We start from the raw sequence: 15,874 nt of genomic DNA, 5'->3' as shown, positions 1-15,874 counted from the left end.
GTCTAGCCTCTTTAGTCTGCATTCAGGCGCGATGCGCCTTGAAAAATGATGTGCCCTCGCACCGGGCGAGAGACAGCTAAAGGGCGGGATTATAGCTTAAAAGCGCCGACAAACCTCTAGCGGAACTGGCCGGCCGGTGCGTTGACGCAACAGAGGCTTCAACTTAGACTCCCCTGCAAACGGACTGGGAGATCCCGGTCGGCGTTGATGCCTCGGTGAGATCACCGGGGCTTTTCGCTTTCTGGAAGCCGCAAAAGTTTTAAAAGCCTCATCCACGGCCTGGTCGCCAATAAACACTGATATTCCCGTCCACCGCCTGGCGATAGATCGTATACGGCAGAAAAGCCGTGTCGAACACACCGGACAGGGTCAGGTCGAGCAGGACGACCGGTACCAGAATACCGGTAGGATCAGGCGGCGCGTGCAGCAGGCAGAAATCATGGGCGAGTCCGCTGTAGATGCGCGGGATCGACTGACAGTAGGTCTTCTGTTTGCGCAGGCCGCGCGTGGCGCCGTCGTCGTCCTGCAACACCGTGACGGCGGTGCCGCAGCCGGCCAGTGCCAGGGAAAATGCGCCGATAGTGATAGCCGTTTTGATGGTCAAGATTTGCCCTCCGGGAACGTCGGGGCAAACTAACATCGGGATTTTACGGGGGGCAGTTCATGGGTTCCGGGAAGGTCGTAGGACAAGTCACAAGGATTTGTCACTACAACCCTCACCCGGATTCAACTGCAGAAATGTCTTACACGCTGGCGAAAATAATCACTCAGTGCCCGCTAGATCCTTGGGCAAACGCTGATCAATCACCTGATACAGCGCACTGCTCTCAGGCCAGTTGCGCATGAACCGCGCACGATCCCGGGCATAGGCCGGGGCGAAGCTGCCCAGCGAGCCGTGCTGGCACATCGAATCCAGATCGATCAACGCCCAGCGGTCTTCCTGCCAGAACAGATTATGCCCCTTGAAATCGCCATGGCTGATGCGTTCGGCGATCAACCGTGCAAACAGTTGATCAAGCGCCTGCAACTCGCCTTCCGGCGCCTCGCCGCTTTCAACGTACGGCGCAAAGCGTTCGATGATGTCCGGCCCGGCCAGATGTTCGGTGATCAGATAGGCCTTGCTGCGCAGCCAGAAAAACCGGGTTTCCAGCACCGCCAGCGGTTTGGGCGTGGCAATGCCGAGGAACGCCAGGCGATTGCCTTCGCGCCAGGAATGCCAGGCGCGGCTCGGGCGCCAGAAGCGTTTGAGCCAATGGGCAAAATTCTTGATGTTGTAGCGTTTGATCACCAGCGCACGCCCGGCGAACTCGACCTTGCCGACACTGGCCGCGCCGCCGGTCTTGTACAGGTGACCCTGATCGAGCAAGGCATCGGCCTGCTCCAGCACCGGCAGCATCGCGGACTCTTCCTCGCGGCGAATCGAGCGCAGAGCAAATGCACCACGCTTGACGCTGAACAGCGTGCATTCACGACCGACCTTGATCAGGTAATCCTTCAAGCGCCAGGCGCGCACCTTGTCGATCTGCTTTTGCAGGGCTTCCAGCGGCAATGCGTGCTCGCTGTTGCTCAGCAGGTAATACACCAGCAATTCTTCGGTGAACGGCTCGAGCGACTTGGGCAACTGGGCGAAAAACACCCCGAGGTTTTCCAGCACTTTCTGCCGTGACAACGGCTGGCCGGCAGTTTCCACACGGATACCGGCGCCGTCGATCAGATAAAGTTGGCCGCCGTGGCGCAGCAGGTTGTCCAGATGCAGGTCTTCCTGCCACAGGCCTTTGCCGTGCAATTGACCGATGGCGCCAAGCGCTTCGGCCAGCACCGCCGATTGTTCGTCGGCCAGCACCGGCAGGGATTCGACCTTGCTCCAGGCATCGCCCAGACTCTCGGCGCCTTCAAGGAACTCGAACAGCAACCAGCCGCCTTCGCCATCCTTCAGACCATCAGCCAGCAGCAACGGCGTGGTCATGCCCTGGGCGGCGAGCAGTTTCACCCCTTCCAGCTCACGCTGAAAATGTCGCGCGGCCTTGTTGCCGACCAGTAACTTGGCCAGCACCGGACGCCCGCGCCACACACCGGCACCGACGTAACGCTGCCCCGGCAACACGCGCAACAGACTCAGCAATTGCAAGTCCGCTGGACCGGCCGCATCGGCGAGGGCTACCGACAGTGGCAGTTGCGGGGTTCGCCCGACACCGGTCAGCTCGGACAGCTGCATCAGCGGGTCTCCTTGTGGCTACGTCGTGCGGTCAGCCGGGCGAGCCAGCGGTCGAGCAGCGAGCTGTCGGCGGGCTGATCGAGGTAAGCCGCCAGCAACTCACGCAATTGCGCGTCGCTCCACTCCGGTGCGCGGCGTTGCAGCGGCTCCAGGTCCTTGATCCGGTCACGCATGCCGAACAATAACGGTCGGGTTTTTTCCAGGTCGATCAGTTGCGCCTGGTACTCGTCACCGTTGGCCCGCAGAAAAATGTGCTTGGGATAGAAACAGCCGTGCACCTGGCGTACGCCGTGCAGATGCCGAGCCAGCAGCCCGCAGGCCTTGAGGATCGCCGTTTGTTGCGTTGCACCGAGTTGCGACCAGCGCGCCAGCAGCGACTCAAGGTCGCTCCAGCCATCCAGCGCGCGAGTCAGCAGGATCGCGCGGATTTCGCCGTCGACTTTGCGCTCACCGAAAAAAGCCGCTTGCAGCGCAGGAATGCCGAGTTTGCGATATCGGCTGATATTGCGAAATTCGCGGGCAAAACTGGGTTCGCCGAACGGCGCATGCAAGGTGCGGGTCAGGTAATTGCTCTGGCGCTTGAGGTAGTAACCCTGGCCTTCCAGTTCCAGACGAAACACGCTGCTCCAGCCACCACGGGCGGTGTTGGGTTCATCTACAGCCTCAAGCTGCTTGGCCCACAGGGCGTCAAAAGTGCCTAGACCGTGGCGTTCAAGCAGTGCACGGTCTTCTTCGGCGAGAAAATCAGTCATTCGCGTCCCTCGAAAAATCTCACCACGTGGCGAATCCGTTGCTTGTCGGCGGCGTTCAGCCGGTCACGCTGGCGGTATTGCAGGTAGAAGCGCAGGCGCTGGGTGTTCGACAGGTGATACTTGGCCACCTTGTCGAGGCAGGCCAGATCCTTGGTGATCCGGTACTTGAGCCAGAAACCGCGCCAGAAATCGCCGTTCGGGCAATCGATCAGATACAACTGCGCCTGATCGTCGATCAGCAGGTTGCGCCACTTCAGATCGTTATGGGTAAAGCGATGGTCGTGCATGACCCGGGTGTAACCAGCCAGTTGCCGGCTGACGCCGTCGACCCAGGCGCGATCCTTGAGCTTGGGATCGTTGCGTTCGGCCAGTGCCGACAGGTCTTCGGTGCGCGGCAGCTCACGGGTGATCATCGCCCCGCGATCGTAGGCCATGCCGTTGCGCTCCAGGCCCCACGCCACCACTTCGGCGGTGGGAATGCCCCACTTGGCAAAGCGCTTGAGGTTCTGCCATTCCATCTTCACCCGGGGCTTGCCCAGATAACGCCGCAAGCCTTTGCCGGCGCCGACGTAGCGCTTGACGTAATAATTGACGCCATTGAGCTGCACGCGAATGACTTCGGACAAAGGATCGCGGGTCAGGCGCTCGCCCTGAAGGGCGAATACCGCTTCGAGGCTACCGAAGTGTTGTGCAAGATCGCTGTATTCAGGCTCCAGATTCCAACCCGCCATCAGAGCGCATCCCCGTAACGCTGCTTGCGCGCGTAGAGCTTGTTGGCCTTGCCTTCAAGCCAGCTCAGCAACGGCGCTTCTTCGGCCAGGATCTGGCGCAGCGGTTGCTGAAAATAGCCTTTGAGAAAACGCAGCTTGTCGCCACGGGTCAGGCCGATGTCCAGCGCGGAAAAGTACAGCGCCGCCAGATCCTTGTTGCGCCAGCGCTGGGTGATCGCCGGACGGGTCTGGGCACGGTGCAGGTCGATCACCGAAAGTTTGAAATCTTCGGGAGTGACCGGTTTGTCGGTGTGCAGCAGAAAGTGGCAGATGTAGCAGTCGCGGTGGTTGACCCCGGCGCGGTGCATCATGCCGGTCATGCGCGCGACCTCGGCGATCAGCGCCCGCTTGAGTCTTGGCTGCGGCGGTTGCTTGACCCAGTCGATGCTGAAGTCTTCCAGACTGATGGTCGGTGCCAGCTCTTCGGTGACGATGAACGAATGCTGATCCGCCGGGTTGCTGCCCTTCTCGCCGTACGCAACGGCGGTCATGGTCGGCACGCCGACTTCCTGCAAGCGCTGGATGGCTTTCCATTCCTGACCCGCGCCGAGCACCGGCAGCTTGGCGGTCAGCAGGTTCTTGAAGATCTCGCCCCAACCGATGCCCCGGTGGATCTTGACGAAAAAGCCATTGCCGTCGACTTCCGTGCGCAACGTCCGGCGGGCTTCCAGCTCGCGGTACACCTCGCCCTGCAAGCCCTCGACCTCGGCGAACGGATCGCGTCCGGCCCACAGGCTCTTGAACGGTTCAGCCAGCATCAACTTCATTTAAGCGTGCTCCGCCAGAATCACATCGGCCGCGTGCTGCGGCATGCTGTAGAGGTCGGCCGTCTCGGCGAAGGCCAGACCGTTGCGGCTCCAGGCCGCCCGTGCAGCGTCGTCGTTCAACATGTCAGTCAGGTATTGCGCCAGTTGCGCCTGATCGAACGGCTCGTCCAGCACCCGCCCGGCGTCGGCCTCGGCGATGTAATGGGCGTAACCGCAGACCGCGCTGACCAGCACCGGCAACCCGGCGACCAGTGCTTCAAGCAGCACCGTACCGGTGTTTTCGTTGTACGCCGGGTGGATCAACAGATCGGCGCCGAGCAGGAAACGCGGGATATCGCTGCGCCCCTTGAGGAACGTCACGTTGTCGCCCAGGCCCAGCGTCGCACTCTGCATCTGGAACAATTTGGGGTCATCCTGGCCGATTACAAACAGCCGGGTGCGTTTCTTCAGATCGGCAGGCAAGGCGGCCAGCGCTTTCAGGCTGCGATCGACACCCTTGGTCTTGAACCCGGAACCGATCTGCACCAGCAGCAGTTCGTCGTCCTTCAGATTGAATTCGGCGCGGAAACCGGCGCGAATCCGGTCGGCATCCGCAGGGCGCCGACGGTCCTGGGCGATGCCCGGCGGCAGCAGGTGGAAGCGTTCCAGCGGCGTGTCGTAATACTTGATGAACAGCGGCTGCTGCACTTCGGAAATCATCAGCACTTCAGTCTTCGCATCCTTGGCGAACACCGCGCGCTCGTATTCAGCGAAGTGGCGATAACGGCCCCAGCGGCGATACAGCGAATGGCGCAGGTTCTGCGCCTTGTCTTCGAAGCAGCCGTCGGCGGCGTAGTAGACGTCCAGCCCCGGCATCTTGTTGAAGCCGATCAGGCGATCCACCGGACGCTTGGCCAGGTCCGCCTCCATCCACGCGCTGAGTTTTTCATTGCGCCGATGATTGAAGAACGCCTTGACCGGCGCCACCAGCACTTCGAAACCGGGCGGCACGTCGCCTTCCCAGATCAGGGTGTAGACGCGGATCTGGTGCCCGCGTTTCTGGCATTCGAGGGCGATGCGCATGAAGTCGCGCTGCAAACCGCCGAACGGGAAATATTTGTACAGGACAAAAGCCAATTGCATCAGCGCAGCTCCTCAGCCATCAACAACGTGCTCAGTCGGCTGGCAACACGCTCGGGATTCAGACGCGTGAAGCACAGAGGCCACTCGCGTTTCAGGTCAAACTGACGGGCATCCTGCGCGGTCGGTTGATACGTACATTTCTTTTGCAGGCACGGCGCGCACGGGAAATCGCTGCCAAGGTGAATCTGCAACTTGCCGTAAGCGCCGGTCAGGCCCGGATTGGTTGGGCCGAACAGGGAAATTGTCGGCACGTCCAGCGCCGCGGCCAGATGGCCGAGACCGGTGTCCACCGCGACGCAGGCCTGGGCACCAGCGAGCACCTTGCCGACCCCGGCCAGATTCAGCTTCGGCAGCACTTCGGCGTGTTTGAAACCGGCGGCGATGCGCTCGGCCCGGGCCTTCTCCAGCGGGTTGCCCCACGGCAGCCTGATCCCGACGCCGAGGTAACCGACCCGTTCGGTCAGCTCGCGCCAGTAGGCTTCCGGCCAGTGTTTGGTGTCCCAGGTGGTGCCGTGGAGGAACACCACATAAGCGTTCTTGCGCGGCAGTTCGACCAGACGCTCGACGTTGAGGCCGTAATCGCCCAGGCCTTTGGGCAAGTCGTAACCCAAAGCAATCGCAAACAACTGGCGCACACGCTCGACGGCGTGCTGCCCACGGGCCACCGCCAGTTTGCGGTCATAAAAGCGCGCGGCGATCGGTTCGCGGGCCGAGCCCTTGTCGAGACCGGCCACGGGGGCTTTGACGTAGCGGGTCAGCCAGGCGCTTTTCAGCAGGCCCTGAGCGTCGATCACCAGGTCATATTTGTTCGCCCGAACGGACTGCTTGAAGCGCTTCCATTCGCCGCTGGTGATGGTTTTCCAGATATTTTTGCGCCAGCGGCGGATCGCCACCGGAATCACTTTGCCTACGGCCGGGTGCCAGGTCGGAATCTCGGCGAAACCTTCTTCCACCACCCAGTCGAACTTGATCCCGGGAATCGCCCGGGCGGCGTCGGTCAGCGCCGGCAACGCGTGAATCACGTCGCCCAGCGATGAAGTCTTGATCAGCAATACCCGCAAGTTAATGAACCTCGACCACAGAGCCCTGCAAACGCTGCAAGGCATCGTTGACCGCGTCCGGCATCAGCTGGCGCAGGCAGTTGTAATGGCCGAAACGGCAAGTGCGGTCGAAGCAAGGGCTGCAATCGAGGCCCAGACGGACGATTTCCACGTGCTCGGCCAGCGGCGGGGTGAAACCCGGCGACGTCGAACCGTAGACCGCCACCAACGGGCGATTCAGCGCGGCGGCCACATGCATCAGGCCGGAATCGTTGGAGACCACCGAGTCGGCGCAGGACATCAGGTCAATGGCCTCGGCCAGCGAAGTGCCGCCGCTCAGATTCACCGACTCTTCACGCAGACCCGGAATCAGCCGCGCGCGGATGTCTTCGCCGACCGCGTGATCGTTCTTCGAACCGAAAAGCCAGACCTGCCAGCCTTCACGGATGCGCGCCTCGGCGACCTTGGCGTAATGCTCAGACGGCCAGCGCTTGGCTTCACCGAATTCGGCGCCGGGGCACAACACCAGCACCGGACGGTCGAGGGTCAGGCCGAACTTGGCCAATGCGGCCTCGCGGGTCACCGGGTCGATTTGCAGGCTCGGGCGCGGATAGGGCTTCGGCAGCTCGGCGTTCGGCTCGTAAGCCAGTGCCATGAAACGCTCGATCATCAGCGGATAACGTTCTTTATCCAGCGTGCGCACGTCATTGAGCAGGCCGTAGCGGAATTCGCCGCGCCAGCCGGTGCGTTTCGGGATGCCGGCGAAGAATGGCACCAGTGCCGACTTCAAGGAGTTCGGCAACAGGATCGCCTGGTCGTACTGGCCGGCCAGGGATTTGCCGATCCGCCGACGGGTCGCCAGCTCCAGCGCGCCGTGGCCGAGCGGGAAGCTCAAGGCCTTGCGCACTTCGGGCATGCGTTCGAGGATCGGCCGGCTCCACTCCGGGGCCAGCACGTCGATTTCGCACTGCGGGTGGCGCTGCTTGAGACACTGAAAAAGTGTCTGCGCCATCACCATGTCACCGACCCAACTGGGCCCAACGATCAGAATATTCATGTGGTTTCCATAAACGAACCGGGGAGGCTTTACGCCTCCCCGCCTCGAGAATCAGCTTAGCCCCAGCTCACGCCAGATCCGCATCACCTGCCGCCGTTCGTCCGCGAACTGATCGCCCGGTATCACCCCGGCGTCCTTCTGCAAGGCCTGCCGGTGGGCGGCGGAACGATAGGCCTTGTAGGCCTCGCGCAACAGGCTGGCGTCTTCGGCCGGCATCAGCCCTTCGTGTTCCAGCTCTTCCAGAATGCGGATATTGTCCGTCCAGCGCAGCAACGGCGGGTGGGTCTGCGACCACGCCAGGGCCGCGTATTGCACCATAAATTCAATATCGACGATACCTCCGGCGTCCTGCTTGAGGTCGAACGGCGCCGTGGCCTCGAAGGCATTCGCCCCGGTACCGGCGGCGGTGCTCTTGCTGCCGAGGTTGTCGCGCATCTTGGCGCGCATCTCGCTCACTTCCTGTTGCAGTTTTGCCAGATCCCGCGCCTTGCCCAGCACTTGGGCCCGGACATTCTCGAAGGCCTGGCCGACATCCTTGCTACCCACCAGCACCCGCGCCCGCACCAGCGCCTGATGTTCCCAGGTCCAGGCTTCATTTTCCTGATAGCGCGCAAACGCGCCGAGCGAACTGACCAGCAGGCCGGACGCCCCGGACGGACGCAGGCGCATGTCCACTTCGTACAGCTGGCCGGAGTTGGTCTGCGCCGTCAGCAAGTGAATGATCCGCTGGCCGAGCCGGGTGAAGAATTGGGTGCCATCGATCGGTTTCGGGCCATCGGTTTCGGCCTGCTGGTCGCCATCGTGGATGAACACCAGATCCAGATCCGAACCATGCCCCAACTCGATCCCGCCGACTTTCCCATAACCGACAATGATGAAGCCGGGATCGCACAGCGTGCCGTCGGTGCGCAGCGGCGTGCCGTACTTGGCCACGGTCTGGCGCCAGGCCAGGGCCAGCACCTGCTCCAGAATCGCCTCGGCCAGCCAGGTCAGGTAGTCGCTGACTTTCATCAACGGCAGGCTGCCGGCGATTTCCGAGGCGGCGACGCGCAAGCGGTGCGCCAGCTTGAAATGGCGCAGGGCTTCCATCTGTTGTTCGAGGTCGTCTTCCGGGATCCGGGTCAGGCGCTCGCGCAGCTCGGCAGCCAGCTCCGGTGCCAGCGGTGGCTTGAACAGCCGGCCTTCGTTGAGCAATTCATCGAGCAGCAGCGGGAAACGTGTGATCTGCTCGGCGATCCACGGGCTGGCGGCGCACAGCGTCAGCAACCGCCGCAGCGCGCCGGGGTTTTCCGTCAGCAGCACCAGATAAGCCGAACGCCGGGCCACCGCCTCGACCAGCGGCAGGACGCGCTCCAGCACCAGATCGGGATTTTCGTGTTCCACCGCCTGAGCCAGAAGGCGCGGAATAAAGGCATCGAGACGTTCGCGCCCCAGACGCTGCATCGCCCGCAACTGCGGGCTGGCACGCAGGCTCGCCAATGCCTTCAAGGCCTTGGTCGCGTCAGCGAAACCGCCCTCCTCCAACTGGCGACAGGCGGCCTCTTCGTCCTGAGCTTCTTCCCACAGCGGCAGCCATTCACCGCCGACCACCACTTCACTCTCGGCGCCTTCGTCCTCATCGGGATCGGCGATCACTTGCGCGAAGTGCCAGGCCACCCGGCCGCGCCAGAACATCAGCTTCTCGTGGAACGCTTCCCAGTCGGCGAAACCGAGCATGAACGCAATGCGCGCCTGATCCTGAGCGCTGTCCGGGAGCATCTGGGTCTGACGGTCGGCAATCGCCTGGATCGCGTGTTCGGTGTAACGCAGGAATTCGTAACCTTCGCGCAGCTCGCTGATGACGGCCGGCGGCAGATAGCCCTGCCCTTCGAGCGTGCTCAACACCTTTAATAGAGGGCGCTGTTGCAGACTCAGGTCGCGACCGCCGTGAATCAGTTGAAAGGCCTGGGCGATGAACTCGACTTCGCGGATACCGCCCGAGCCAAGCTTGATGTTGTCAGCCATGCCCTTGCGCCGCACTTCCTGCTGGATCAGTTGCTTCATGGTGCGCAGCGCTTCGATCGCCGAGAAGTCCAGATAACGCCGGTAAACGAACGGCCGCAGCATTTCCTGCAACTGCTCGCCTGCCACCTGATCGCCAGCCACCACCCGAGATTTGATCATCGCGTAGCGTTCCCAGTCCCGGCCCTGATCCTGGTAATACTGCTCCAGCGCATTGAAGCTCAGCACCAGCGCACCGGATGAGCCGTACGGGCGCAGGCGCATGTCGACGCGGAACACGAAACCGTCGACGGTGATCGGGTCGAGGGCCTTGATCAGGCGCTGGCCGAGACGGATGAAGAATTCCTGGTTATCCAGCGGGCGCTTCACGCCGACGGTTTCGCCGCCCTCGGGGTAGGCGAAGATCAGATCGATGTCCGAGGACAGGTTCAACTCGACCGCGCCAAGCTTGCCCATGCCGAGGATGACCATCTGCTGCGGTTCGCCGCTGCGCCGACCGGTCGGCGTGCCGAACTGCTCGCAATGGCGGCGGTACAACCATTGATAGGCCTGATCGATGCTGGCGTCGGCCATGTCCGAAAGGTCGCGGCAGGTCTGCACCAGATCGGCCTGACGGTTGAGGTCGCGCCAGATGATCCGCACCTGATGCCGGGTGCGCTGGCGACGCAGGACGCGGCCCAGCTCATCTTCGGTCTGCGCGGTGCTCACCGCATCTGCAATCTGCCCGCACAACTCGCCGCGGGCGAACGGCCGGTCCAGTTCGCCGGACTGTACCAGCGACAACAACATCAAAGGGTCACGAACGCTCTGTTCAATGACGAAATCGCTGGCGGCGCTGACGCGGGCGAACTGCGCCCAGCGTTCCGGCGTCCAGGACGAGAAGCCGTGATCGTCTTCCAGTTGCGCGACGGCCGCACGGAACGACTGCTCCGATCGGCTGACCAACGGCAGGAGAATGGCGGGCAGTTCGGCAAGCGCGGGCAGGGTCATGGTCTATCCTTGATCGGCGTGTAAATGGCCGCTTGTAGTGATGATTGAAAAACCGCTACGCGAAGGACTGTCGAACAAAAGTGAGAAATAGCTGAAATTTCTTTTTCTTTGGCAGCCAGCATCAAACTTTCACCTTTTCCGGATGGCCAAAGACCAACCTTAACGATTATTCTCACAACGCAGTCGGAGGCCACAAGCCTTTCATCTGTAGTTTTACTACTCGTCTATACATTCGAAAGGCTGAAATGCCGGATGATTTGTAGTAAAACTACACGCCGCCGGAACAACCTGTCGGCAATCCAAGAATTTTAAATCGTCTGCCCACAAGGCCAGTCGCAAACTCAGGCAACCGATTCTGGAAGCCTTTCCGCCCTGGAGCAAGCCATGCAAGACCTCGATCCCGTCGAAACCCAGGAATGGCTGGACGCCCTGGAATCGGTTCTCGACAAAGAAGGCGAAGACCGTGCTCACTATCTGATGACCCGTATGGGTGAACTGGCAACCCGCAGCGGTTCGCAGCTCCCTTACGCCATCACCACGCCTTACCGCAACACGATCCCCGTTACCCACGAAGCACGCATGCCTGGCGACCTGTTCATGGAACGCCGCATTCGCTCGCTGGTACGCTGGAACGCGATGGCCATGGTAATGCGTACGAACCTGAAAGATTCTGACCTGGGTGGTCACATCTCCAGCTTCGCTTCCAGTGCGACCCTGTACGACATCGGCTTCAACTACTTCTTCCAGGCCCCGACCGACGAACACGGCGGCGACCTGATCTACTTCCAGGGCCACACCTCGCCAGGCGTCTACGCCCGTGCATTCATGGAAGGCCGCATCACCGAAGACCAGATGAACAACTTCCGCCAGGAAGTCGACGGTCAGGGCCTGTCGTCCTACCCGCACCCTTGGCTGATGCCTGACTTCTGGCAGTTCCCGACCGTTTCGATGGGTCTGGGCCCGATCCAGGCGATCTACCAGGCTCGCTTCATGAAGTACCTGGAACACCGCGGCTTCATCCAGCCGGGCAAACAGAAAGTCTGGTGCTTCCTGGGCGACGGCGAGTGCGACGAGCCGGAATCCCTGGGCGCGATCTCCCTGGCCGGCCGCGAGAAGCTGGACAACCTGATCTTTGTCATCAACTGCAACCTGCAGCGCCTCGACGGCCCGGTTCGCGGCAACGGCAAGATCATCCAGGAACTCGAAGGCGTGTTCCGCGGTGCTCAGTGGAACGTGACCAAAGTCATCTGGGGCCGTTTCTGGGACCCACTGCTGGCCAAAGACGTCGACGGCATCCTGCAACGTCGCATGGACGAAGTCATCGACGGCGAGTACCAGAACTACAAAGCCAAAGACGGCGCGTTCGTTCGCGAACACTTCTTCAACACGCCTGAACTCAAGGCTATGGTTGCAGACCTGTCCGACGACGAGATCTGGAAACTCAACCGTGGCGGCCACGACCCGTACAAGGTCTACGCGGCGTACCACGAAGCGGTCAACCACAAAGAACAACCGACCGTCATCCTGGCCAAGACCATCAAGGGTTACGGTACCGGTGCGGGCGAAGCGAAGAACACCGCGCACAACACCAAGAAAGTCGACGTCGACAGCCTGAAGCTGTTCCGCGACCGCTTCGACATTCCGGTGAAAGACGAAGAGCTGGAAAACCTGCCGTTCTTCAAGCCAGAGCCAAACAGCGCCGAAGCCCGTTACCTGGCCGAGCGTCGCGCCGCACTGGGCGGTTTCGTGCCTCAGCGTCGCGCCCAGAGCTTCAGCGTACCGACTCCGGATCTGGACACCCTCAAGGCGATCCTCGACGGTTCCGGCGACCGTGAAATTTCCACCACCATGGCGTTCGTGCGGATCCTCGCGCAACTGGTCAAGGACAAGGAAATCGGCCCGCGCATCGTTCCGATCATCCCGGACGAAGCCCGTACCTTCGGTATGGAAGGCATGTTCCGTCAGCTGGGCATCTACTCGTCCGTCGGCCAGCTCTACGAGCCAGTCGATAAAGACCAGGTGATGTTCTACAAGGAAGACCAGAAAGGTCAGATCCTTGAAGAAGGCATCAACGAAGCGGGCGCCATGAGTTCCTTCATCGCCGCCGGTACTTCGTACTCCAGCCACAACCAGCCGATGCTGCCGTTCTACATCTTCTACTCGATGTTCGGCTTCCAGCGTATCGGCGATCTGGCCTGGGCTGCCGGCGACAGCCGCACCCGTGGCTTCCTGATCGGCGGCACCGCCGGCCGTACCACCCTGAACGGCGAAGGCCTGCAGCACGAAGACGGTCACAGCCACCTGCTGGCTGCCACCATCCCGAACTGCCGCACCTACGATCCGACCTACGGCTACGAGCTGGCGGTGATCATTCAGGACGGCATGAAGAAGATGACCGAAGAGCAACAGGACATCTTCTATTACATCACCGTGATGAACGAGTCCTACCAGCAGCCAGCCATGCCGGCCGGTGCCGAAGAAGGCATCAAGAAAGGCATGTATCTGCTCGAAGAAGACACCCGCGATGCGGCGCATCACGTACAGCTGATGGGCTCCGGCACCATCCTGCGTGAAGTCCGTGAAGCGGCGAAGATCCTGCGTGAAGAGTTCAACATCGGCGCCGATGTGTGGAGCGTCACCAGCTTCAACGAACTGCGTCGCGACGGCCTGGCCGTAGAGCGCAGCAACCGTCTGAAACCAGGCCAGAAGCCTAAGCGCAGCTACGTCGAAGAGTGCCTGAGCGGCCGTAAGGGTCCGGTCATCGCCTCTACCGACTACATGAAACTGTTCGCCGAGCAGATCCGTCAGTGGGTACCGTCCAAGGAATTCAAAGTCCTGGGCACCGACGGTTTCGGCCGCAGCGACAGCCGCAAGAAACTGCGTCATTTCTTCGAAGTCGACCGTCATTTCGTGGTGTTGGCAGCCCTGGAAGCACTGGCTGACCGTGGTGATATCGAACCTAAAGTCGTGGCCGAGGCCATTACCAAGTTCGGCATCGACCCGGAAAAACGCAACCCACTGGACTGCTGAGGAGAAACTCTGTGAGCGAACTCATTCGCGTACCTGACATCGGCAGCGGTGAAGGTGAAGTAATCGAACTGTTTGTGAAGGTCGGCGACCGTATCGAAGCCGACCAGAGCATCCTGACCCTGGAATCGGACAAGGCCAGCATGGAAGTGCCGGCCCCGAAGGCCGGCGTCATCAAGAGCCTGAAAGTGAAGCTGGGCGATCGCCTGAAGGAAGGCGACGAACTGCTGGAACTGGAAGTCGAGGGCGCCGCAGCTGCGGCCCCTGCTCCGGCTGCTGCGCCTGCCGCCAAGGCCGAAGCTGCACCGGCTGCCGCTCCTGCACCGGCTGCGCCAGCCGCTGCCCCTGCTGCCGCTTCGGTTCAGCAAGTGCACGTGCCGGACATCGGTTCGTCGGGCAAGGCCCAGATCATCGAGATCCAGGTCAAGGTCGGCGACAAGGTCGAAGCTGATCAGTCGCTGATCACCCTGGAATCCGACAAGGCGAGCATGGAAATCCCGTCGCCTGCCGCTGGCGTGGTCAAGGCCATCAGCGTCAAGTTGAACGACGAAGTCGGCACCGGCGACCTGATCCTGGATCTGGAAGTGGCGGGTGCTGCGGCCCCTGCTGCTGCCGCTCCGGCCCAGGCTGCTGCGCCAGCCGCTGCCGCTGCTCCGGCGCCGGCCGCTGCACCTGCCGCACCGGTTGCCGACAGCGTTCAGGACATCCACGTTCCGGACATCGGTTCGGCCGGCAAGGCCAAGATCATCGAAGTGCTGGTCAAGGCTGGCGACAGCGTTGAAGCCGACCAGTCGCTGATCACCCTGGAGTCCGACAAGGCGAGCATGGAAATCCCGTCGCCTGCCGCTGGCGTGGTGGAAAGCATTTCCATCAAGCTGGACGACGAAGTCGGCACTGGCGACCTGATCCTCAAGCTGAAAGTCAAAGGCGCCGCCCCGGCTACTGCCCCGGCTCCAGCTGCCGCTGCTGCTCCGAGTGCTCCGGCGCCAGCCGCTGCTCCGGCTGCCGCTGCACCTGCTGCTGCCGCTCCGGTTGCTGCTCCAGCCAAGCCTGGTGCGAAAGTTCACGCCGGCCCTGCCGTGCGTCAACTGGCTCGCGAATTCGGCGTCGAGCTGAGCGCTGTCGGCGCCAGCGGTCCGCACGGTCGCATCCTGAAAGAAGACGTACAGACTTACGTCAAAGCCATGATGCAGAAGGCCAAGGAAGCACCGGCCGCTGCTGCTGGCGCAACCGGTGGCGCGGGCATCCCGCCGATTCCGGTCGTCGACTTCAGCCGTTTCGGCGAAATCGAAGAAGTGCCGATGACCCGCCTGATGCAGGTCGGCGCCGCCAACCTGCACCGCAGCTGGCTGAACGTGCCGCACGTGACGCAATTCGACTCGGCGGATATCACCGAGCTGGAAGCGTTCCGCACCGCACAGAAAGCTGTCGCAGAGAAGGCCGGCGTCAAGCTGACCATCCTGCCGCTGCTGCTCAAGTCCTGCGCACACCTGCTCAAGGAACTGCCGGACTTCAACAGCTCGCTGGCACCAAGCGGCAAGGCGATCATCCGCAAGAAATACGTGAACATCGGCTTCGCCGTCGACACCCCGGATGGCCTGCTGGTACCAGTCATCAAGAACGTCGACCAGAAGAGCCTGCTGCAACTGGCCGCCGAGGCCGCTTCCCTGGCTGAAAAAGCCCGGACCAAGAAGCTCTCGTCGGACGAGATGCAAGGCGCCTGCTTCACCATTTCCAGCCTCGGCCACATTGGCGGCACCGGCTTCACGCCGATCGTCAACGCGCCGGAAGTGGCGATCCTCGGTGTTTCCAAGGCAACCATCCAGCCAGTCTGGGACGGCAAAGCCTTCCAGCCGAAACTGATGCTGCCACTGTCGCTGTCCTATGATCACCGTGTGATCAACGGCGCCGCTGCTGCACGCTTCACCAAGCGTCTGAGCGACCTGCTGGCGGACATCCGCACCATCCTGCTGTAAAGCGCTCGGCCCTCCGGCAACGGAGGGCCGAATGCGTTCCACGTTTTCGAGCGCCACACGCTCGTACCTCAACCCCGTCAGTTTGGCGGGGCTTTTTTTTGCTTGGAATAACTGTCGCCTGCACTTTTCCCACAACTTGCGCTGATATAAGCCACGA

At 61.8% G+C, this 15,874-nt stretch carries 12 protein-coding genes; 2 read left to right on the top strand and 10 right to left on the bottom strand.

The features are described 5' to 3' along the window. Positions 1-268 precede the first annotated feature (268 nt). From AWU82_RS25795 to AWU82_RS29375, 10 genes are all read right to left on the bottom strand, one after another. The gene (locus AWU82_RS25795) at positions 269-604 is read right to left on the bottom strand and encodes a YceK/YidQ family lipoprotein (RefSeq protein ID WP_064382887.1); all 336 of its coding nucleotides are present in this window, start codon (positions 602-604) and stop codon (positions 269-271) included. Between the two features lie 159 nt (positions 605-763). Further along, positions 764-2,215: a lipopolysaccharide kinase InaA family protein gene (locus AWU82_RS25790; RefSeq protein WP_064382886.1), complete on the bottom strand. Its 1,452-nt coding sequence runs from the start codon at positions 2,213-2,215 to the stop codon at positions 764-766. Further along, on the bottom strand, positions 2,215-2,967 hold the full coding sequence (locus AWU82_RS25785) for a lipopolysaccharide kinase InaA family protein (protein WP_064382885.1): 753 nt from the start codon (positions 2,965-2,967) through the stop codon (positions 2,215-2,217). The genes AWU82_RS25790 and AWU82_RS25785 overlap by 1 nt, the downstream gene beginning before the upstream one ends. After that, a complete protein-coding gene (locus tag AWU82_RS25780) occupies positions 2,964-3,698 on the bottom strand; it encodes a lipopolysaccharide kinase InaA family protein (RefSeq protein ID WP_064382884.1) in 735 nt (244 codons plus the stop codon). Before AWU82_RS25780 ends, AWU82_RS25785 begins: the two co-directional genes overlap by 4 nt. Beyond that, on the bottom strand, positions 3,698-4,504 hold the full coding sequence (gene rfaP / locus AWU82_RS25775; RefSeq protein ID WP_064382883.1) for a lipopolysaccharide core heptose(I) kinase RfaP: 807 nt from the start codon (positions 4,502-4,504) through the stop codon (positions 3,698-3,700). Before rfaP ends, AWU82_RS25780 begins: the two co-directional genes overlap by 1 nt. Next, positions 4,505-5,626 carry a glycosyltransferase family 4 protein gene (locus AWU82_RS25770; protein WP_064382882.1) on the bottom strand — a complete coding sequence of 374 codons (1,122 nt, stop codon included), beginning with the start codon at positions 5,624-5,626 and terminating at the stop codon, positions 4,505-4,507. It lies immediately after the preceding gene. Beyond that, the gene (gene waaC / locus AWU82_RS25765) at positions 5,626-6,687 is read right to left on the bottom strand and encodes a lipopolysaccharide heptosyltransferase I (protein WP_007952288.1); all 1,062 of its coding nucleotides are present in this window, start codon (positions 6,685-6,687) and stop codon (positions 5,626-5,628) included. The genes AWU82_RS25770 and waaC overlap by 1 nt, the downstream gene beginning before the upstream one ends. 1 nt (position 6,688) lies before the next feature. Next, positions 6,689-7,723, bottom strand: coding sequence for a lipopolysaccharide heptosyltransferase II (gene waaF, locus AWU82_RS25760; RefSeq protein ID WP_039766536.1), 1,035 nt, complete (start codon positions 7,721-7,723; stop codon positions 6,689-6,691). Between the two features lie 51 nt (positions 7,724-7,774). Then, complete coding sequence (gene glnE, locus AWU82_RS25755; RefSeq protein ID WP_064382881.1) at positions 7,775-10,714, bottom strand: bifunctional [glutamate--ammonia ligase]-adenylyl-L-tyrosine phosphorylase/[glutamate--ammonia-ligase] adenylyltransferase; 2,940 nt, start codon at positions 10,712-10,714, stop codon at positions 7,775-7,777. After that, positions 10,711-10,836, bottom strand: coding sequence for a hypothetical protein (locus AWU82_RS29375; RefSeq protein WP_255261909.1), 126 nt, complete (start codon positions 10,834-10,836; stop codon positions 10,711-10,713). Before AWU82_RS29375 ends, glnE begins: the two co-directional genes overlap by 4 nt. A 262-nt stretch (positions 10,837-11,098) precedes the next feature. Between AWU82_RS29375 and aceE the strand changes: the two genes are divergently transcribed. Continuing rightward, positions 11,099-13,744, top strand: a complete 2,646-nt coding sequence (gene aceE, locus AWU82_RS25750; RefSeq protein WP_011332129.1) for a pyruvate dehydrogenase (acetyl-transferring), homodimeric type — start codon at positions 11,099-11,101, stop codon at positions 13,742-13,744. An 11-nt stretch (positions 13,745-13,755) separates the two neighbouring features. Next, a complete protein-coding gene (aceF, locus tag AWU82_RS25745; protein ID WP_064382880.1) occupies positions 13,756-15,717 on the top strand; it encodes a dihydrolipoyllysine-residue acetyltransferase in 1,962 nt (653 codons plus the stop codon). Positions 15,718-15,874: the final 157 nt, after the last annotated feature.

Origin of the sequence: Pseudomonas glycinae, assembly GCF_001594225.2 — a bacterium.
GTDB lineage: Bacteria > Pseudomonadota > Gammaproteobacteria > Pseudomonadales > Pseudomonadaceae > Aquipseudomonas > Aquipseudomonas glycinae.
The sequence above is the reverse complement of the archived record's forward strand: the minus strand, read 5'-3'. Positions and strand labels throughout refer to the sequence as shown.

Coding starts and splice junctions, on each gene's coding strand:
- AWU82_RS25790 (WP_064382886.1), bottom strand. CDS start 2,215: ATGCAGCTGTCCGAGCTGACCGGTGTCGGGCGAACCCCGCAACTGCCA.
- AWU82_RS25785 (WP_064382885.1), bottom strand. CDS start 2,967: ATGACTGATTTTCTCGCCGAAGAAGACCGTGCACTGCTTGAACGCCAC.
- AWU82_RS25780 (WP_064382884.1), bottom strand. CDS start 3,698: ATGGCGGGTTGGAATCTGGAGCCTGAATACAGCGATCTTGCACAACAC.
- rfaP (WP_064382883.1), bottom strand. CDS start 4,504: ATGAAGTTGATGCTGGCTGAACCGTTCAAGAGCCTGTGGGCCGGACGC.
- AWU82_RS25770 (WP_064382882.1), bottom strand. CDS start 5,626: ATGCAATTGGCTTTTGTCCTGTACAAATATTTCCCGTTCGGCGGTTTG.
- waaF (WP_039766536.1), bottom strand. CDS start 7,723: ATGAATATTCTGATCGTTGGGCCCAGTTGGGTCGGTGACATGGTGATG.
- glnE (WP_064382881.1), bottom strand. CDS start 10,714: ATGACCCTGCCCGCGCTTGCCGAACTGCCCGCCATTCTCCTGCCGTTG.
- AWU82_RS29375 (WP_255261909.1), bottom strand. CDS start 10,836: ATGCTGGCTGCCAAAGAAAAAGAAATTTCAGCTATTTCTCACTTTTGT.
- aceE (WP_011332129.1), top strand. CDS start 11,099: ATGCAAGACCTCGATCCCGTCGAAACCCAGGAATGGCTGGACGCCCTG.